Origin of the sequence: Anaeromyxobacter dehalogenans 2CP-C, from assembly GCF_000013385.1 — a bacterium.
Lineage (GTDB): Bacteria > Myxococcota > Myxococcia > Myxococcales > Anaeromyxobacteraceae > Anaeromyxobacter > Anaeromyxobacter dehalogenans_B.
In genome coordinates, this window is the sequence record NC_007760.1 from 4,599,338 (window position 1) to 4,617,542 (window position 18,205).

At 73.2% G+C, this 18,205-nt stretch carries 20 protein-coding genes; 10 read left to right on the forward strand and 10 right to left on the reverse strand.

All coding sequences use genetic code 11. The features are described 5' to 3' along the window. Window positions 1-460 precede the first annotated feature (460 nt). Window positions 461-1,540 carry an HNH endonuclease signature motif containing protein gene (locus ADEH_RS20590; protein WP_011423033.1) on the forward strand — a complete coding sequence of 360 codons (1,080 nt, stop codon included), beginning with the start codon at window positions 461-463 and terminating at the stop codon, window positions 1,538-1,540. Between the two features lie 118 nt (window positions 1,541-1,658). Here the strand turns inward: ADEH_RS20590 and ADEH_RS20595 are convergent, their stop codons facing one another. Continuing rightward, window positions 1,659-3,260 carry an ABC-F family ATP-binding cassette domain-containing protein gene (locus tag ADEH_RS20595; protein ID WP_011423034.1) on the reverse strand — a complete coding sequence of 534 codons (1,602 nt, stop codon included), beginning with the start codon at window positions 3,258-3,260 and terminating at the stop codon, window positions 1,659-1,661. 169 nt (window positions 3,261-3,429) lie between these two features. Between ADEH_RS20595 and ADEH_RS20600 the strand changes: the two genes are divergently transcribed. Then, window positions 3,430-4,710, forward strand: a complete 1,281-nt coding sequence (locus ADEH_RS20600) for a spinster family MFS transporter (RefSeq protein WP_011423035.1) — start codon at window positions 3,430-3,432, stop codon at window positions 4,708-4,710. 251 nt (window positions 4,711-4,961) lie between these two features. After that, entirely contained in the window at window positions 4,962-5,858 is an 897-nt protein-coding gene (locus tag ADEH_RS20605) for a hypothetical protein (protein WP_041453738.1), read from the forward strand. 354 nt (window positions 5,859-6,212) lie between these two features. Here the strand turns inward: ADEH_RS20605 and ADEH_RS20610 are convergent, their stop codons facing one another. The 4 genes from ADEH_RS20610 to ADEH_RS20625 all read right to left on the reverse strand — a co-directional run bounded on the left by ADEH_RS20610 (window position 6,213) and on the right by ADEH_RS20625 (window position 8,277). Further along, window positions 6,213-6,575, reverse strand: a complete 363-nt coding sequence (locus ADEH_RS20610) for a hypothetical protein (RefSeq protein ID WP_011423037.1) — start codon at window positions 6,573-6,575, stop codon at window positions 6,213-6,215. Then, window positions 6,550-6,963 carry a hypothetical protein gene (locus ADEH_RS22925; RefSeq protein ID WP_232287363.1) on the reverse strand — a complete coding sequence of 138 codons (414 nt, stop codon included), beginning with the start codon at window positions 6,961-6,963 and terminating at the stop codon, window positions 6,550-6,552. Before ADEH_RS22925 ends, ADEH_RS20610 begins: the two co-directional genes overlap by 26 nt. A 25-nt stretch (window positions 6,964-6,988) precedes the next feature. Beyond that, window positions 6,989-7,369 (reverse strand): hypothetical protein, encoded by a 381-nt coding sequence (locus ADEH_RS20620; protein ID WP_011423039.1) that lies wholly within the window; start codon window positions 7,367-7,369, stop codon window positions 6,989-6,991. A gap of 92 nt (window positions 7,370-7,461) precedes the next feature. Continuing rightward, window positions 7,462-8,277 (reverse strand): glycosyltransferase family 2 protein, encoded by an 816-nt coding sequence (locus ADEH_RS20625; RefSeq protein WP_011423040.1) that lies wholly within the window; start codon window positions 8,275-8,277, stop codon window positions 7,462-7,464. A gap of 107 nt (window positions 8,278-8,384) precedes the next feature. Here ADEH_RS20625 and ADEH_RS20630 point away from each other — a divergent pair, with 107 nt between their 5' ends. From ADEH_RS20630 to ADEH_RS20660, 7 genes are all read left to right on the forward strand, one after another. Further along, complete coding sequence (locus ADEH_RS20630) at window positions 8,385-8,861, forward strand: PEGA domain-containing protein (protein WP_011423041.1); 477 nt, start codon at window positions 8,385-8,387, stop codon at window positions 8,859-8,861. A gap of 3 nt (window positions 8,862-8,864) precedes the next feature. Continuing rightward, the gene (locus tag ADEH_RS20635) at window positions 8,865-9,818 is read left to right on the forward strand and encodes a THUMP domain-containing class I SAM-dependent RNA methyltransferase (protein ID WP_011423042.1); all 954 of its coding nucleotides are present in this window, start codon (window positions 8,865-8,867) and stop codon (window positions 9,816-9,818) included. A 69-nt stretch (window positions 9,819-9,887) separates the two neighbouring features. After that, window positions 9,888-10,823 carry an ABC transporter ATP-binding protein gene (locus ADEH_RS20640; protein ID WP_011423043.1) on the forward strand — a complete coding sequence of 312 codons (936 nt, stop codon included), beginning with the start codon at window positions 9,888-9,890 and terminating at the stop codon, window positions 10,821-10,823. Further along, complete coding sequence (locus ADEH_RS20645; RefSeq protein ID WP_011423044.1) at window positions 10,756-11,517, forward strand: ABC transporter permease; 762 nt, start codon at window positions 10,756-10,758, stop codon at window positions 11,515-11,517. Before ADEH_RS20640 ends, ADEH_RS20645 begins: the two co-directional genes overlap by 68 nt. A gap of 100 nt (window positions 11,518-11,617) precedes the next feature. Next, entirely contained in the window at window positions 11,618-12,265 is a 648-nt protein-coding gene (locus ADEH_RS20650) for a DUF2238 domain-containing protein (protein ID WP_011423045.1), read from the forward strand. After that, window positions 12,262-13,050 (forward strand): NlpC/P60 family protein, encoded by a 789-nt coding sequence (locus ADEH_RS20655; protein WP_011423046.1) that lies wholly within the window; start codon window positions 12,262-12,264, stop codon window positions 13,048-13,050. Before ADEH_RS20650 ends, ADEH_RS20655 begins: the two co-directional genes overlap by 4 nt. After that, on the forward strand, window positions 13,047-13,649 hold the full coding sequence (locus ADEH_RS20660) for a phosphatase PAP2 family protein (RefSeq protein WP_011423047.1): 603 nt from the start codon (window positions 13,047-13,049) through the stop codon (window positions 13,647-13,649). The genes ADEH_RS20655 and ADEH_RS20660 overlap by 4 nt, the downstream gene beginning before the upstream one ends. A gap of 172 nt (window positions 13,650-13,821) precedes the next feature. Here ADEH_RS20660 and phoU read toward each other — a convergent pair whose 3' ends face one another. From phoU to ADEH_RS20685, 5 genes are read right to left on the reverse strand one after another with little or no spacing between them, the layout of a single operon-like run. Then, window positions 13,822-14,523 carry a phosphate signaling complex protein PhoU gene (phoU, locus tag ADEH_RS20665; RefSeq protein WP_011423048.1) on the reverse strand — a complete coding sequence of 234 codons (702 nt, stop codon included), beginning with the start codon at window positions 14,521-14,523 and terminating at the stop codon, window positions 13,822-13,824. A 32-nt stretch (window positions 14,524-14,555) separates the two neighbouring features. Then, a complete protein-coding gene (pstB, locus tag ADEH_RS20670; protein ID WP_198133835.1) occupies window positions 14,556-15,299 on the reverse strand; it encodes a phosphate ABC transporter ATP-binding protein PstB in 744 nt (247 codons plus the stop codon). 46 nt (window positions 15,300-15,345) lie between these two features. Continuing rightward, on the reverse strand, window positions 15,346-16,260 hold the full coding sequence (gene pstA, locus ADEH_RS20675) for a phosphate ABC transporter permease PstA (protein ID WP_011423050.1): 915 nt from the start codon (window positions 16,258-16,260) through the stop codon (window positions 15,346-15,348). After that, window positions 16,257-17,267, reverse strand: coding sequence for a phosphate ABC transporter permease subunit PstC (gene pstC / locus ADEH_RS20680; protein ID WP_011423051.1), 1,011 nt, complete (start codon window positions 17,265-17,267; stop codon window positions 16,257-16,259). The genes pstA and pstC overlap by 4 nt, the downstream gene beginning before the upstream one ends. A gap of 51 nt (window positions 17,268-17,318) precedes the next feature. Further along, window positions 17,319-18,137: a phosphate ABC transporter substrate-binding protein gene (locus tag ADEH_RS20685; RefSeq protein ID WP_011423052.1), complete on the reverse strand. Its 819-nt coding sequence runs from the start codon at window positions 18,135-18,137 to the stop codon at window positions 17,319-17,321. Between the last annotated feature and the right edge of the window lie 68 nt (window positions 18,138-18,205).

The following is an 18,205-nucleotide window of genomic DNA, read 5'->3' on the forward strand; positions in this document are numbered from 1 at the left end:
GGTCGGGCAGCGGGCTGGCGGGGCGGGCCTTGTTGGCCGGGCGCGGCGGCGCGGGATCGGCTTGCGAGAGGCCTGTGAGGGAACTGGGGCTGGCGTTCGTTGGCCGCGGCCGCGTAGTGAGCCGGCGGATTCCGCTCATGGTGAGCCGCCAGAAGTCCCCTCGCGCTGAGCCACCGAATTCCGCTCATGGTGAGCCCCGTCGAACCATGAGCGGGGTCGCACTTATGGTGAGCGACGGTTTGCGGCCCAACGGGAACGCACGCCGTCCTTGACGTGGTTTCACCGTGAGGCGACTTCGCGGCGCGCGGCGCACGGGAACCCCGCCCAGAACGTACTGCCTCTCGCCTGCGGCTCGCGCTCTCGTTCCGAGCGCGTTTGCGACCCCACCCTGCCCTTCTCGCGTTTCACGTCGAATACGTGCGTCCAGCGAGACCTCCGAAACGCGTGAGAGAGTGTTCTCATGGACACTGCACGTGAACTCTCGGATCGGCTGGCCACCCTGCTCCGGCGTGAGCGCTCGGCGCTCGCGGAGTTCCTGGTCGCGCTCGCGGGCTTCGACTCGCGGCGCGCGTGGGCGGAGCTGGGATACGCCTCGCTCTTCCACTACCTGCACCGCGAGCTCGGGCTCTCCAAGGGCTCGGCGCAGTACCGCAAGGTCGCGGCGGAGCTCCTCCAGGCGGTCCCCGCCGTCGTCGGGCCGCTGCGGGATGGGCGACTCTGCTTCACCACCGTCATCGAGGTGGCGCGGGTCGTCACGGCGGAGAACTGGGAGGCGGTGCTTCCGCGGTTCTACGGGCTGTCGCGGCATGAGGCGGCCGAGATCGTCGCGGCGCTGGTGCCGCATCCGGCGCCGCCGGTTCGGACGGTGCTCACGGCGGTGCGTGCGCCTGTTGGTTCAACTGTTGAACTGACCGCCCCTGCCGTGAAGTTCGGTTCAACTGTTGAACCGGTGGTCCCGCGAGAGACGGCTGGTTCAACTGTTGAACCACGGGTCACTACGATGACCCTTGCGGCTCCGGCGTCCTCTCCCCGCACCGCGGACCTCACCCCACTCACGGCGGACCGTCAGCGGCTCCATGTGACGGTAAGTGAACGTTTCGCGCGCAAGCTGGCGCGGCTCCGGGACCTGCGTCCGGGCCTCTCCGACGACGCGCTCCTCGAGGCGGCGGTGGATCTGCTGCTGGCGAAGGCGGAGAAGCGGAAGAGTGCGCACTCGGACCGGCCTCGGGGCGGCGTTCGCCCCTCCCGGCCGGATCGCGTTCCTACCCACGTTCGCCGCGAGGTCTGGCGGCGCGACGGCGGCTGCTGTCAGTGGCGGCTCGCCAACGGGGAGATCTGCGGCTCGACGCATGCGCTCCAGCTCGATCACGTCGTCCCGCGAGCCCTGGGCGGTGAATCCACCGCGGCCAACCTTCGGGTGCTCTGTGCTGCGCACAACCTCGAGGCGGCGCGGCGGGTGTTCGGTGACGCGTGGATGGGCAGGTACACCAAGGGCCGGCCAGCGCCGGAGGGGGCCCCGCGCAGCGGGGGAGGGGCGTAGCCCCTCACCGCGGGGACCTCGCGGGCACCCGCGCAGCGGGCCGCGAGGTCACGGGCCCCGCGCAGCAGGAGTGGGGCCCCACCGGCTCCGCCGGTGGGGCGAGGGCGCAGCCCTCGTCCTAGTGGTGCTCGGTCACCAGCTCGGGGTGCTTCTCCACCAGCTCGTCGAAGTTGCCGGGGAAGTCGAGGATGGGCTCGCTCTTGTGCATCACCCAGATCCGGCTCGCCACCTCTCGCACCAGCTCCTGGTCGTGCGTCACCACGATGACCGTGCCCTCGTAGCGCTGCAGGCCCTCCGACAGCGCGGCGATGGACTGGAGGTCGAGGTGGTTGGTGGGCTCGTCGAGCACGAGCACGTTGTCCTTGAACAGCATCAGCTTCGCGAGCAGGAGGCGCACGGTCTCGCCGCCGGACAGGGTCGCGGTCGGCTTCATCCGCTCCTCGCCGGAGAACAGCATGCGCCCGAGCAGGCCGGAGATCTCCTCGTTGCTGAGCTTGTCCTCCATCTCGCGGAGCCAGCCGAACGCGGTGGTGCCGGGGCGGATCACGCCGGCCTGGTCCTGCGGCAGGTAGCCGACCTGCGCCTGGTGGCCCCACTTCACGTGGCCGCGGTCGGGGGCGAGCTCGCCGGCGATCATCTTCACCAGCGTGGACTTGCCGACGCCGTTCTTGCCGACGACGGCGATCTTCTCGCCGCGGGTGACGAGCGCGCTGAACGGCTGCACGACCTGCAACCCGGGGCCGTAGGCCTTCTCGATCCCCTCGATCGTGAGCGTCTGCTTGCCGGAGGGCGCCTTCTGCTCGAACTTGATGAACGGCGCGGCGATGTTCGACCGCTTCATGTCCTCGAGCTTCAGCTTCTGCATGGCGCGGATGCGGCTCTGCACCTGCGACGCGCGCGTGCCGGCGTGGAACCGCGCCACGAACTCGCGGAGCTGCTCGATCTTCTTCCGCTTCTCGGCGTTCTCCGACTCGACGCGCGACCGGACCTGGCCCTTCTGCCGGACCATGTCGTCGTAGCCGCCGGGGTACGTGATGATGGTCTCGTAGTCGATGTCGGCGATGTGCGTGCAGATCGCGTTCAGGAAGTGGCGGTCGTGCGAGATGGTGATGAGCACGCCCTCGTACGCGTGCAGGAACTTCTCCAGCCAGCGGATCGACTCGATGTCGAGGTGGTTGGTGGGCTCGTCGAGCAGCAGCCCCTGCGGCTTCCCGAACAGCGCCTGCGCGAGCAGCACGCGCAGCTTGTAGCCGCCGGCGAGCGCGCGCATGGGCTGGTCGTGCCAGGGCTCCTCGATGCCGAGACCCTGCAGCAGCTCGGCGGCGTCGGCCTCGGCGGAGTAGCCGTCCTCCTCGCCGATGACGCCCTCCAGCTCGGCGAGGCGCACGCCGTCCTCGTCGCTGATCTCGGGCTTCGCGAGCAGCTGCTCCTTCTCGCTCATCGCCGACCACAGCGCCTCGTTCCCCATCAGCACCACGTCGAGGACGCGGTTGTCCTCGTACTTGAAGTGATCCTGGCGGAGGATGCCGAGCTTCTTCGGCCGCTGCACCTGGCCGGCGTCGGGGTCCTCGTCGCCGGCGATGATCTTCATGAAGGTGGTCTTGCCGGCGCCGTTCGGGCCGGTCAGGCCGTAGCGGTTCCCGGGCGAGAACGCGACGTCCACGTCCTCGAATAGCTTCTTCGGCCCGAAGGCCTTGGTGACGTTCTGAACGCTGATCATGGGAGCGGCGCCTTCTTAACGGATCTCCGGAAATTTTGCGAGACGGATCGCGGACTTCACCCCGCGCGCCGCGCCCCGCCGCCGCTGTCGCGCGCGCCCCGGATGCGCGCCGTCCGGGAGGGCACTCCGCGCTCGACCGCACGGCGGACCGCGGGTACGCTCCCGCACCGTGCACTCCACGCCCGGCGCCGCCCGACTCTTCCACGGCCCAGGCGGCCGCGCGCTGCTCGTCCTCACCTTCATCAACCTGTTCAACTACCTCGATCGGTTCGTGGTCTCGGCCCTGGTCGAGAGCCTGCGCGCGGACCTGTGGCTCACCGACACGCGCCTCGGCTGGCTGATGACGAGCTTCACCATCGTCTACGCGCTCGCCTCCCCGGTGTTCGGCGCGCTGGGCGACCGCCGGTCCCGTCCCCCGCTCGTGGCGCTCGGCGTCCTCCTCTGGAGCGGCGCCACCATGCTCTCCGGCGCGGCGCGCGGGTTCTACACGCTGCTCCTCGCCCGCGCCGCGGTGGGCGTCGGCGAGGCCGCCTACGGCACGCTCTCGCCCGGCCTGCTCGCCGACTACTTCGGCAAGGATCGGCGCGGGCGCGCCTACGCCACCTTCTTCGCCGCCATCCCCATCGGCTCGGCGCTCGGCTACATCGTGGGCGGGCTCGTCGAGCACCGCTTCGGCTGGCGCACCGCGTTCGTCATCTCCGGCGCGCCCGGCGTGCTGCTCGCCTACTGGTGCCTGCGCCTCCCCGACCCGCCGCGCGGCGCGAGCGAGCGCCCCTGGCTCGAGCTCGGGAAGCGCGGGCTCGCCGCGACGTACCGCCGGCTCCTCGCGAACCGGCCCTACGTGCTCGCCGTGGCCGGCTATGCCGCGTACACGTTCGCGGTGGGCGGCATGGCGTTCTGGATGCCAGCGTTCCTGGAGCGCTCGCGCGGCGTGCCGCGCGCCATCGCCACCGTCCAGTTCGGCGCCGTGGTGGTGATGACCGGGTTCGCCGGTACGTTCGCCGGCGGCTTCTTCGCCGACTGGCTCCGCCGCCGCCGCCGCGAGGCCGACCTGTGGGTCTCCGGCATCGCCACGCTGCTCGCCGCGCCGCTCTCGCTGGCGGTGTTCCTCACCTGGCGGCCGGGGCTCTACCTGTCCGCGCTCATCGCCGCGCAGCTCCTCCTGTTCGCGTCCTCAGGACCCATCAACGCCGCGCTCATGAACGTGGTCCCGCCCGCCGAGCGGGCCACCGCGGCGGCGCTCTCCATCCTCGCCATCCACGTGTTCGGCGACCTGCCCTCGCCCACGCTCATCGGCGTGCTCTCCGATCACAGCTCGCTCGGCCGCGCCGTGCTCATCGTGCCCGCCGCGATCCTGATCTCCGGCGCGATCTGGACGTGGGCGGCGTGGCGCGGGGAGCGGGCGGCGGCGTTGGCCGGCGCCGGCCCGGGCGACGATCGCGCGGCGTAGTGCTCGCCCGGCTCTGCTGCGGCAAGGCGTCGAACATCGAGGGTGGACCTTCAGGCCCGGCGTCGTGATTCGGGGGCCCGGGGGCCCCGACCCAGAGTAACGCGATTCGGCCGCCCGGTCCGTAGTTCGGGGCCCCGACCCAGAGTAACGCGATTCGGCCGCCCGGTCCGTAGTTCGGCCTATCCGTGCGCGCCCGACCCCAGTGTCTTCGCGCGTCTTCGCGGGGTACGGGAACTGCGACTCCGCACTGCGTGACCGCCCCGCGCCAGATCCTCCCGCACGCCACCTATCTCGTCACCCGCCGCTGTGCACAGCGACAGTTCCTGCTGCGGCCGTCGGAGTCCACGAACGCCATCGTGCTCTACGTCCTGGCCGTGGCGGCCCGGCGGTACGGGATCCTGATCCACGCGTTTTGCGCTCTCTCCAACCACATCCACCTCGTCGTCACCGACCCCGGGTCGCGCCTCCCTGCCTTCCAGCAGTACGTCGATGCGCTCGTCGCCAGGGCCGTCAACGCTTCCCTCGGTCGGTGGGAGAGCTTCTGGGCGCCGAGTAGCTACAGCGCCGTACGCCTCGTCTCCCCGGCAGACGTGCTCGACAAGACGGCATATGTGCTCGCGAACCCGGTCGCGGCGGGCCTCGTGCGCACGGCTTCGGAGTGGCCGGGCCTCTGGTCGGATCCTTCGATGCTCGGCTCGGGCAAGATTGTCGTCCGTCGCCCCAAGCACTTCTTCTCGGCGAACGGCTCGATGCCCGAGTCCGTCGAGCTCGCCCTCGTCGCGCCGCCGGGTTTCGACTCTGCCGACCAGTTCCGGGAACAACTCGTCGACGCGCTGACCGCGCGCGAGCGCGAGGCGGTGCAGGCACATGAGGTAAAGGGCCTCGGGTTCATGGGCCCGCGGAAGGTGCTCGCGCAAAGGCCTAGCGGGCGCCCGGCACCTGGGGAACCGCGGCGCGCGCTCAACCCACGGATCGCGAGCCGGGACAAGTGGAGGCGCATCGAGGCGCTCGGAAGACTTCTCGAGTTCTTGCGGGACTACCGGGTCGCGCTGCGTGCCTGGAAGGACGGAATGCGCGCTGCCGTCTTCCCAGCGGGAACGTACGGGATGCGCATCGGCCATGACGTCGTGTGCGCCGCGGCTCCGTAGCCGACGCCACCCAGACACAGCGGAACCTGCGCGAGCGGTCGCCTGTGGCGCTACCGCGGGCGGCGGTGCGTCCGGATCGGCCCCGAGCACCAACCAAGGCCCGCTTCCCCGGCGCGATCGCGAGTTCCGAGTAGTCTTTGACCACGTTTCGGACTGCGCTGTCGCCCCGTACACACCGCGTTCGGCGGGCAGGGCACCGTGGCGGCGCCCTCACCTAGCCAATTACTCTGGGTCGGGGCCTCTCACCTAGCCAATTACTCTGGGTCGGGGCCTCCCGGGTCGGGGCCTCGGGGTCGGGGCCTCGAATTACTCTGGGTCGGGGCCTCCGGCAGGGCACCGCGGCGGCGCCCTCACCTAGCCAATTACTCTGGGTCGGGGCCTCTCGTCGATCTCCCTGACCGACCTGTGATGGTCGAAGGCGACCACGCCACCCCACAGCGCGGCGACTGCGAACCACAACGCCATCCCCGTCCGTCGATCGGACCGAGGCGTCCTGACGAGGATCCAGGCCAATGCGGCCAGATCGAGGAGCAGGAACGCGACGAGGATCGGAACCGCGGTGAGGAAGAAGGAGACGGCGTCTCCTGGCCCGCCAGGCATGCCTTCTTCTCCGGGCTGAACCCAGAGGGCCGACCCGACCTTCAGGAAGAGAATCATCCCGGCGAGGTTGAGCGAGGCCCAGAGCCAGCGCTTACGGACGTGACGCTTCGGTTCCATGTCGGGCATCCACGCGATGGAGTTCGTACCGCTCGCCACCCTCCTCGCCTTTCCAGTTGAACAGGATCATCGCGCCTCCGCGCCCTTCGGTGAGGAGGTCGGTTCTGAATCCGCTGCGATGTTCCGCGAGAGCATCGAAGACGAGCCAGATCTCGCGCTTTCGCACACCCCACCGGCCTTTCCCGCCCACGAGCTTCGGCTCGGGTGAACCCAGGAGGCCCAGGACCGGCGCCGGGATGTGCTCGGCCGTAAAGCCCGTCTCGGTGAAGACCATCCGCCCGCCGTCGTTCGATGCCCACTCGCCGCGTACCTCGGCAGGCTCGATGGAGCCACCCGAACAGTGAACCAGGGTGCAGGCGACAGCGACGACAGCGCAGGCGTGTTTCATGGCCACTCGATCACCTCGCGGTCCTTCACCGAGGACGAACCTCCACCTCGAACCCATGGGCCCGCGCCTCCCGACGGAGCACGTTCGCGCTCCGGGATGCGGTGATCACCAGCCGGCCTGCCTCCCATGCGACGGTCGGCTTCTCGACGTCGGGGAGCGCGTCCTCCGAGAACACGATCGTCCCCGCCCCGTCCTTCGACGCGGCCTCGCGGACGAGCACCCGGTCCGCCACCGACGTCAGCAGGCCGTTCGCGTACTCCACCTCGTCCACGACCGCGATCCATTGCGCCGACGGGTCGGCAACCCTGTGCCCGACCCGGCGCGTGCCGCGTTCGCACGAGGCCGCTGGCACGGCCAGCGACGCGACGATTCCCAGCGCGACGATCGATGCGGCTCGCTTCGTCATCGGAGTCCCCCGCCCGCGACGAACGCGAGCATACCAGACCGGGACGATGCGTGAAGCGGCTCCGGGCGTACGGGGCGTGTCCGCGCCCGGACCTAGACCGGCAGCATCCGGTACAGATCCTCGAGCCGCCCGTCGGCGTAGGCCTGGACCAGCTCGGGGTACGCGCCGCGATCCAGCTCGCGCAACAGCGCGTACTTCCGGCCGTGGTAATGCCCCACCGCCTCGGCGAGCCGCCAGCCGTCGGCGCCGCCGCGGGCGATCGCGCCCTTGAACGCCGCGTGCCGCACCGCGTGCACCCACTTCTGCACCGCGGGCGTCTTCCGCCGCGCCCCCTCGGCCCGGTACCGGATCGCCCACAGCAGCGCGTAGCGATCCACCTTGCTGCGCATCGCCTCCACCGACGTCGCGAAGCGGTGCTCGACGTGGACGGGCAGCTGCACGGTGGGCGCGGGCGGCAGCGACTCGTGCACGATCATCGAGGGGTCCCAGCGCGCCGCCTCGCGCCGGATCAGCCGCACGTGGTGCTCGGTGCGGAACAGGAAGCGGTGGCCGTCGAGGTCGGCCCAGTCGCGCCGGACCAGGCCGTGGTAGGGCACGGTCCCGCCGCCGGTCGCCTTCCAGGCGCGGATGGCAGCGATCGCCTCCGGCTCGAGCCACTCGTCGGAGTCGAGGAAGAAGACGTGGCTGCAGCCCTCGAGCGCCTCGACCGCGGCCGCCCGCGCGGCGCCGTACCCGCGCCAGGCGAGCTCCACGCGCCGGAAGCCGCGCGCGCGCACCAGGTCCGCAGAGCCGTCGGTGGAGCGGGAGTCCACCGCCACGCACTCGTCCGCCACGGCGGCGATGCCGGCGAGGCAGCGCTCGAGCGTGTCGGCGCTGTTCCCGTGGATGACGAACCCGCCGAGGCGCATGGCCGCGGACCCTACTTGGCCCGCCCCGGCGCACGCAAGGCCGGCGTGCCCGGGCGGCGCGGCACGCCGGGCTCCACCCCGGCGGCCTCCGCCGATACAATGCCGGCATGTCGCAGCCTGCCTTCCAGGGCCCGCCTCCGTCCGGCCCCGGCGCCCCGCCGCCACCGCCCCCGCAGCGCCCGCCGCTGCGCCACGCCCCCGGGATCCTCCGCGTGCTGGCCCTCGCCGTCGCGTTCCTCGGGACGGCCGCGCTCGTCGTGGCCTTCGCCCTGCGGGGCCGCCCCGCCGCGCCGTCCACGCCGCTCACCGCGCTCCCGCCGCTCGAGGCCGAGCACGACCAGCGGACCGGCGAGGACGTGGCGCCGTTCACCGGCTTCGCCGTGTCGGTCGAGACGATCCCGCCCGGCGCGCTGGTGCTGGTGGACGGGGTGGCGCGGGGCGAGGCGCCGGTGCTCGCCGGCCTCGACTGCCCGCCCGGCCGCGAGATCGAGATCCGGGCCGAGGCCGCCGGCCGCCGCGCCTCGGCGCGGGTCGCCTGCCGCGCCGACGCGCTGGTGAAGGTCACGCTCCGGCTCGAGCGCTAGCCCTTGGCCGCGCCGGCCGCCGAGCGGATCTTCTGCGCCTGCGCGCCGGGCCTCGAGCCGGTGCTGGCGGCCGAGCTGCGCGCGCTGGGGCTCGACGCGCGCCCGGCGCCGGGCGGCGCCGAGGCGGTCGGCGAGGACGCGGCCGCGCTCGCCTGCCTGGGCGCGCGCACCGCCGACTCCGCGCTCCTGCGGCTGTGGGAGGGCCCCGCGGCCGAGCTGCCCTCGGCGAAGCGCGCCGCGGCGGCGCGGGCGGGCGGGCTCGAGCTCCTGGTGCGGGCCCGCCGCGGCCACGCCACGGTGAGCGTGGACGCTGCCGGCGCGCCGCTGTTCCGGCGCGGGTGGCGCGCGCGCGTGGGCGCGGCGCCGCTCCGCGAGTCGCTCGCCGCCGGCATCCTGCTCGCCTGCGGCTGGAGCGGCGATCGGCCGTTCCTGGATCCGATGTGCGGCTCGGGCACGCTCGCCATCGAGGCCGCGCTCATCGCCGCCGGCCGGGCGCCGGGCCTGGGCCGGACCTTCGCCTTCGAGCGCCTCCCTGGCCACGATCCGGCCCGCACCGCCCGGCTCCGCGCGCAACTCGAGGCGCGCGTCCGGCCCGTCACCGTGCCGATCCACGCCTCCGACCGGAACGCCGGCGCGCTCCGGCTCGCGCAGAAGAACGCGGCCGCGGCCGGGATGGCCGGCGCCATCGCGTTCGCGCGCGAGGACGCGGCGCGGGTGGTGCCGCCGCCCGGCCCGGGGCTGTGCGCGGTGAACCCTCCCTACGGCGTGCGCCTCGACGAGGACGCGGCCGCGGCCTGGCGCGCGCTGGGCGCGCTCCTGGCGAGGCTCGCCGGATGGGAGGTGGCGGTGCTCGGCCCCGACCGCGGGCTCGAGCGGCTGCTCCCTCGCCCGCCCTCCGAGGCCATCGCCGTCGAGAACGGCGGGATCCGCTGCCGGCTGTTGCGCTGGCGCCGCTGATCCGTCCCGCCCGAGCGGGCTGCCGGGCGGGCAGGCCGCCGCGCGCACGGGTCCGCATCGTGTGGCCGCATGTGGAGGGAGCTCGCCGCCCGGCTGATCCGGCGCCCGCGCGCCGACGACGGCGGCGGCCTGCTCGTGCCCAGCCGCGCCCGGCCGGGCCGGCCCAAGATCGACGTCGCGCGGGTGGGTCACCGCTTCGCGAACGAGGTCGTCGCGCTCCAGGACGTGAACATCGCCGTGCACGCGGGCGAGTTCGTGTGCCTGCTCGGCCCGTCCGGCTGCGGCAAGACCACGCTGCTCTACGCGCTCGCCGGCCACCTCGCGCCGAGCGGCGGGCGCATCTCCATCGACGGGGTCGAGGTGAAGGGGCCGGGCCCGGAGCGCCTGCTCGTGTTCCAGGAGCCGGCGCTGTTCCCGTGGCTGACGGTGCGGCAGAACCTGGTGTTCGCGCTGCGGGCGAGCGGGATCCGGCGCGGCGAGGCGGCCCGGCGCGCGCAGGCGTTCGTGGCGATGGTGGGCCTCGCCGGCTTCGAGGACGCGCTCCCGCACGAGCTGTCCGGCGGCATGCGCATGCGCGTGCAGCTCGCGCGCGCGCTGGCGCTCGACCCGGCGGTGCTGCTGATGGACGAGCCGTTCGCGGCGCTCGACGCGCAGACGCGCGGGCAGATGCAGCAGCACCTGCAGCGCATCTGGATGCGCGATCGCAAGACGGTGGTCTTCGTCACCCACGACGTGCGCGAGGCCCTCGTGCTGGGCGACCGCGTGGTGGTGATGGCGGCGCGGCCGGGGCGCGTGCTGGAGGACCTGGAGGTCCGGCTGCCGCGGCCGCGCGACCCGGACGACCCGGCGCTGGTGGAGCTGTCGCGGCGCATCCGCGAGGAGCTGCGCCGCGCCGACGAGACGGGGCGCCGCACGGCGCGGGCGGAGGAGGAACGCGATGCACGAGCGGCTCCGGGCGGCGGTGTTCCTGCTGGGCGCGCTGCTGATCTGGGAGCTCGCGGCTAGGTTCGGCCCCTGGCCGCACGCGCTGCTCCCCGGGCCGTTCGCGGTGGCGGCGCGGCTCGCGGCGCTCGCCGCCGACGGGCGCCTCGGCGCCGGGGTGGCGCGGTCGCTCGTGCGGCTCGCGCAGGGCTACGGGCTCTCGGTGGCGCTGGGCGTGCCGCTCGGCGTGGCGCTGGCGCGGAGCCCGCTGGTGCGCTCGGTGCTCCGGCCCGCCACCATCGGCCTGCAGGCGCTGCCGTCGGTGTGCTGGCTCCCGCTCGCGGCGCTCTGGTTCGGCCTCTCCGAGGCCGCGATCGTGTTCGTGGTGCTGGCCGGCTCCCTGCTCGCGGTCGCCATCGCCACCGAGGACGCGGTGTCCGGCGTGGACCCGGGGCTGCTCCGCGCCGCCGGCACGCTCGGGATCCGGGGCGCGCGCTTCCACCTGGGCGTGCTGCTGCCCTCGGCGCTCCCCGGCATCCTCACCGGGCTGAAGCTGGGGTGGAGCTTCGCGTGGCGCGCACTCATGGCGGGCGAGCTCCTGTTCCCGGCGGGCGGCCTCGGCCAGCTCCTCAACGCGGGGCGCGCGCGCGCCGACCCCGCCCAGCTCCTTGGCGTCATCGCGGTGATCGTGGCGCTGGGCGTGCTGGTGGATCAGGTGCTGTTCCGGCTGCTGGAGGTCCGGGTGCGGCGGCGCTGGGGGCTCGCCACCGCGACATGAGCCCCCGCGCTCCCCATGCGGCTCCCCACGCGCGGCCGCGCGCCGGCGGGCGGAGATTCGGGTATGGTCCACGGCTTCACGCCGCAGGAGCTGTCGCCCCATGACGGATCGCCTCCCCGCCGCGCTGCTCGCGCTCGTCGCCGCCGTCCTGGCCTGGTCCGGCATCGGCCCGAAGGACCGGGGCACCTGGCTCATGGAGGTCGCGCCGGTGCTCCTCGTCGTCCCGGTGCTCGTCGCGACCCGGCGGCGCTTCGCGCTCACCCCGCTCCTGTACGTGCTCGTCGCGCTCCACGCCGCGGTGCTGTGCGTGGGCGGCCACTACACCTACGCCGAGGTTCCGGCCGGCTTCTGGGTGCGCGACGCGCTCGGCCTGGCCCGGAACCATTACGACCGCCTCGGCCACTTCATGCAGGGCTTCGTGCCCGCGCTGGCGGCGCGCGAGCTGCTCCTGCGCACCTCGCCGCTGCGCCGCGGGCGCTGGCTGGCGGCGCTCGTCACCTGCGTCGCGCTCGCCATCTCCGCGGCCTACGAGCTGGTGGAGTGGCTGGCGGCGGTGCTGCTCGGCCAGGGCGCTGACGCGTTCCTCGGCACGCAGGGGGATCCCTGGGACACGCAGTGGGACATGTTCCTGGCGCTGGTCGGCGCGGTGGCGGCGCAGGCGCTCCTGTCGCGCGTGCACGACCGGGCCATCGCGCGCCTCGGCGCGAGCCCGGACGGCCGTCGCCCCGGCGATCGGGTGGCGGCGTGAGGCTGCGCGCCCTCGCGATCGCCGGCCTCGCGGCGCTCGCCTCCGGCTGCGCCGCGACGCGGCCGCTGCCCGCGCCCGACCTCGCGGCGCCGCCCGTCGCCGGCGGCGCCGGAGCGCCGGGCGCGCGCGCGCCGGAGGCGGCGGTGGACGGCGGCGAGGACGCCGCGGTCGCGCCGGTGGTGACCTCGGCGACCGCCCCGGAGCGCGGCGCCGGCGCCGAGGCGACGCGGGACGTGCCGCGCGACCCGGCGCTGGAGCGGCTCCGCGACGAGGTGCTGGAGGCGGCGCGGGCCCGGGTCGGCGCGCGCACGCGGCTCGACTGCTCGGGCTACGTGCTCGCGGCGCTGCGGGCGGCCGGGCTCACGCCGCGGCTCGGGCCGGCGCGCTCGCGCTCCGAGGCGCTCTACCGCGCCTCGCGCCCGGTGGAGCGGCCGCGCCCGGGCGACCTGGTGTTCTTCCACGACACCTACGACCGCGACCGGAACGGCCGCGCCGGCGACCGCTTCACGCACGTCGGCCTGGTGGAGGCGGTGGAGGGCGACGCGGTGACGATCCTGCACCGCGGCGGCCGCGTGGAGCGCATCCGCATGGACCTCACCCGCCCGTCCGATCCCGAGGCGAACGATCCGGTGCGCGTGGCGCGACGGCGCGACGCGCGCGGGACCCGGTACCTGGCGGGCGAGCTGTTCGCCGCCTACGGGGAGTTGCTCGCCGGGGACGTCACGCAGATGTTGCAGGGAGGCCGTGCGCCAGCCGTGCGCGCACGCCATCCTGCAGCCCGATGACCGACGACCGATTTCCAGGGGAAGACCAGCTCGCCGAGGTCGCGGTGGACGCGGGCGCCGGCACCGTGGTCGTCCGCGTCGGCCGCCTGCAGCGCATCCTCTCGCTCGACGAGGCGCTGCTCGTCTCGGTGCAGCGCTTCCGGCGCCCGTGGCGCACCGCGCTCGCGCGGACGCTCACCCACCTCGGCGACGGGAAGAGCTGGACGGCCATCGGCCTCGCCTGCCTCGCGACCGCCACCGAGCGGGGTGCCCACCTGGGCCTGCGCATCGGCGCGGCCACCGGCATCGCCACCCTGCTCTCGCAGGCGCTGAAGCGGAGCCTCACGCGCGCCCGGCCGGACGCGTCCATCACCGGCTTCGAGGCGCTGGCGGCGAACCCGGACCGCTTCTCGTTCCCCTCCGGCCACACCGCCGCCGCGTTCGGCGTCGCGGTGGCGTTCGCCGGCGAGCCGGCCAGCCTCGGGCCCGCCGCCCTGCTCCTCGCGGTGGGGATCGGCCTGTCGCGCGTGTACCTGGGCGCCCACTACCCGCTCGACGTGGTGGCGGGCGCGGTGCTGGGCGTGTTCGGCGGCCTGGCCTCGCGGCTGCTGGTTTCCTGAGCGCGTCCCTCGACTCCGCGCCGCCTGAGGTCCCTCGACTCCGCGCGGCCCTTGGCCGCGCTACGCTCGGGATGAGCGCCAAGCGCCCGCTCACCCTGAGCGTCCCTCGACTCCGCGCGGCGTGGCCGCGCTACGCTCGGGATGAGCGGATCAGGGTCGGGACGAGCGCCCGCTACTCCGGGGTCGCCGGCGCGTCCTGGTCGGCGCGGCTCCGCGGGTGGCGCACGTCGGTGCCGCGGACCATGTAGACGACCATCTCGGCCAGGTTGGTGGCGTGGTCGCCGAAGCGCTCCAGGTGCTTCGCCGCGAACATGAGCGAGGTGGCGCGCCGGATGTTGCGCCCGTCCTCCATCATGAGCCCCAGCAGGTCGTTGAAGATCTTGAGGTAGAGCGCGTCGAGCAGGTCGTCGCCGCGCATCACCTCCTGCGCCTTGTCCACGTCGCGGGTGACGAACGCGTCGAGCGCGCGCTTGAGCTGCGCCTCGGAGAGGTCCGCCAGCTTGGAGAGATCGTGCAGGGGCACCAGCGACGGCGCCTGGTTGAGGTCGAGCGCGCGCTCCGCGATGTTGACGGCGAGATCGCCCATCCGCTCGAGGTCGGTGACGATCTTGAGCGCGGTGGTGATGAAGCGCAGGTCGGAGGCGGCCGGCTGGCGCAGCGCCAGGATGCGGCGGCAGGCGCCGTCGATGTCCACCTCCATCCGGTTGACCTCGCGGTCGCGCAGCCTCACCTGCTCGGCGAGCGGCGAGTCGCGCTCCACGATGGCCCGCACGCTCGCGGCGATGGCCTGCTCGACCAACCCGCCCATCTCCAGCAGGCGGTCCCGCAGGCTGCGGAGCTCGGCCTCGTACGACTTGTCGGTGTGCGTCGCCATGGCGTTCCCGTCCCGGAGCTTACCCGATCCGCCTACCCGAACTTGCCGGTGACGTAGTCCTCGGTGCGCTGCTCGCTGGGGTTGGTGAAGATCTGCTCGGTCGGCCCCACCTCGACGAGGTCGCCCATGTAGAAGAACGCCGTCTGGTCGGAGACGCGGGCCGCCTGCTGCATGTTGTGGGTGACGATCGCGATGGTGTAGCGCGCCTTCAGGTGGTGGATGAGGTCCTCGATCTTGGCCGTCGCGATGGGGTCGAGCGCGCTGGCCGGCTCGTCCATCAGCACCACCTCCGGCTCGACCGCGAGCGCCCGGGCGATGCAGAGGCGCTGCTGCTGGCCGCCCGAGAGGCCGAGCGCGCTCTCGCCCAGCCGGTCCTTGACCTCGTCCCACAGCGCGGCGTTCACGAGCGAGCGCTCCACCCGCTCGGCGAGGGCGGCGCGGTCCTTCAGGCCGCTCACCCGCAGCCCGTAGGCGACGTTCTCGAAGATCGACTTCGGGAACGGGTTCGACTTCTGGAACACCATCCCCACCCGCCGGCGCAGCTCGACCGCGTCGATGTGCCGGTCGAACACGCTCTCGCCGTCGAGCAGGATCTCGCCCTCGGCGCGCGCGCCGGGGATGAGGTCGTTCATGCGGTTCAGCGCGCGCAGGAACGTGGACTTGCCGCAGCCGGACGGGCCGATGAGCGCGGTCACCTGCCGCTCCGGGAGCGCCAGCGAGATGTCCTTCACCGCCAGCTTCTCGCCGTAGCGCACGGAGAGGTGGCGGGCCTCCATCTTGGGGACCGGGGCGGCGGCGGGGGCGGTGGCGGGGAGGCTCATGTCAGTGACCGGCGGCGGCGCGGCGGCGCGTGCGGGTGCGGATGGCGATCGCGACCAGGTTCAGCGCGAAGGTGAGGGCCAGCAGGACGAGCACGGTCGCGTACAGCAGCGGCCGCGTCGCCTCCACGTCGGGCGACTGCGTGGCGAGCACGTAGACGTGGTAGCCGAGGTGCATGAACTGCGAGAACGGCGAGCCGGGGAGGTCGGGCAGGAAGTAGGCGACGCCGGTGAACAGGATGGGCGCGACCTCGCCCGCGCCGCGCGCCACCGCCAGGATGGCGCCGGTGAGGATGCCGGGCAGCGCGCCGGGCAGCACCACCCGCGCGAGCGTCTGCGACTGGGTGGCGCCGAGCGCGAGGCTCGCGTCGCGCAGCTCGCGGGGCACGGCGCGGAGCGCCTCCTCGGTGGACACGATCACCACCGGCAGCGTGAGCACGGCGAGCGTGAGCGAGGCCCAGATCAGCGCGGGCTGACCGTAGTGGAGCGTGCCGGGCTCGGAGAGCGCGCGGTCCAGGCCGCGGCCCACGAACTGGATGAAGAAGCCCAGGCCGAACAGGCCGAACACGATGGACGGGACGCCGGCCAGGTTCGTCACCGCCACGCGCACCGCGCCGGCCAGGCGCGAGCGGGGCGGCGCGTACTCGTGGAGGTAGACGGCGGTCGCGACGCCCACCGGGAGGACCGCGACCGTCATGAGCAGCGTCATGACCGCGGTGCCGTAGATGGCGGGGAAGATGCCGCCGCCGGTCATCCCCTCCTCCGGCGCGGCGGTGAGGAACTCCCAGGAGACGCGGGCGGCGCCGCCGCGGACGACGTCCCACAGGATCACGCCCAGCATCGCCACCACCAGGAAGGCGGCGGCCCCGGTGAGGAGCGCCAGCGCGCCCCCGACGGCCTTGCGGCGGCCGACGGTCACGCCTTGCCCCCGGACATGCGGCGCACCAGCCGCTTCACGAAGCCGGCGGCGAGCGCGTTCAGCACGAAGGTGAACAGGAACAGCTCCACGCCGATGAAGAACAGCACCGAGTAGTGCGCGCCCCCGAACACCACCTCGCCCATCTCCGCGGCGATGGTGGCGGGGAGCGTGCGCACCGAGTCGCCCAGGCTCCAGGAGGTGATGGCCGCGTTGCCGGAGGCCATGAGCACGATCATGGTCTCGCCGATGGAGCGGCCGAAGCCGAGGACCACGCCGGCGAGGACGCCGGGCGCGGCGGCCGGCAGCACCACCCGGAACGCGGTCTCCCAGCGGGTGGCGCCGAGCGCGAGCGAGGCCTCGCGGTAGGCGCGCGGCACCGCCTGGAGCGCGTCCTCGCTCACCGTGAAGATGACCGGGATGACGGTCAGCGCCAGCCCGAGCCCGGCCACCACCGCGTTCAGCCGGAACGTGAAGCCGAACGCGGACTGCAGCCAGGTCGCCATCACCATCAGGGCGAAGAAGCCGAGCACGACCGACGGGATGCCGGCGAGCAGCTCGATGACGGGCTTCAGCACCTCGCGGAGGCGGCGCGGCGCGAACTCCGAGGCGTAGAGCGCCGCCGCGATGCCGACCGGGACCGAGACCAGCATGGAGACCGCCGTCACCTTCAGCGTGCCGACGAACAGCGGGATCATCGAGTACTTCGGCACGCCGCTCACCGGCTGCCACATGAAGCCGGGCGGCCGGTTCGGCCGGAGCACCTGCGGGAGGAACATCTTGCCGAAGCTCGCCTCGCCCCGCACCTCGGGGTCGGTGAGGAGCGGCAGCGCCTCGCGCGCGACGAACACGAAGATGAGGACGACGGCGGCGATCCCCGTGAGCGCGATCAGGGTGATGACCCCCCGGATCGCCGCCTCGCGGAGCTGCCGCCGCCGGATTGAGGGGAGAGGGCGGTCCTCTCCCCTCCGGAGCGGTGCGATGGCCGGCACGGACGCGGATTCAGCCATGGCTCGATTGCGCGGACGTGGCGGCCGTGTGACGGGACGGTGACGACGTCCCTACTTGATCGGGAAGTAGCCGACCTTGGTGACGAGCTGCTGGCCCTCGGGCGAGAGGCAGTAGTCGATGAACGCCTTCACCTCGCCGGCCGGCTTGGCGCGCGTGTACATGAACAGCGGGCGGGCCAGCGGGTACTTCCCGCTCTTCACGTTCTCCGCGCTGGGCGCGTACGCCTGGCCGTCGGCGCCCACCACCTTGACCTCCTTCACCCCCTTGGCGTAGGCGGCGCCGCCGTAGCCGATGCCGCCCTTCTCCTTCGCGACCGCGTTCACCACCGCGGCGGTGCCGGGGAGCGTCTGCGCGGCCGGGGCGTAGTCGTCGCCCTTCAGCACGTGCTCCTTGAAGAACACGTAGGTGCCCGAGGAGTTCTCGCGGGAGTAGAGGACGATGCGCTGGTCGGGCCCGCCCACCTGCTTCCAGTTGGTGACGTCGCCCACGTAGATCTGGTGCAGCTGGTCGATGGTGAGCTGGCTCACCGGGTTCGCCTCGTTCACGTACAGCGCCACGCCGTCCTGGGCGACCGGGATCTCGGTCGGGAGCACGCTGTAGCGCTCGCGGACCTTGCCCTTCTCGTCCGACTTCATCGAGCGCGACGCGTTCGCGATGTCGGTGGTGCCGTTGATGAGCGCCGCGATGCCGGTGCCGGAGCCGCCGCCGGTGACCTGCACCTTCTTGCCGGGGTTCTTGTTCATGTAGTCCTCGGCCCAGCGCTGGGCGAGGATCACCATCGTGTCGGAGCCCTTCACGGTCACGGCGGCGGAGGCGAGGGCCGGGACCACCGCGACGACCGCGGCGAGGGCGAGCAGCATGCGCTTCATGGAGTTCTCTCCTTGTCGGTTGGCTGCGATCTAGATCTCGACGCGGGAGGACCGGTGACGCGCGCGTG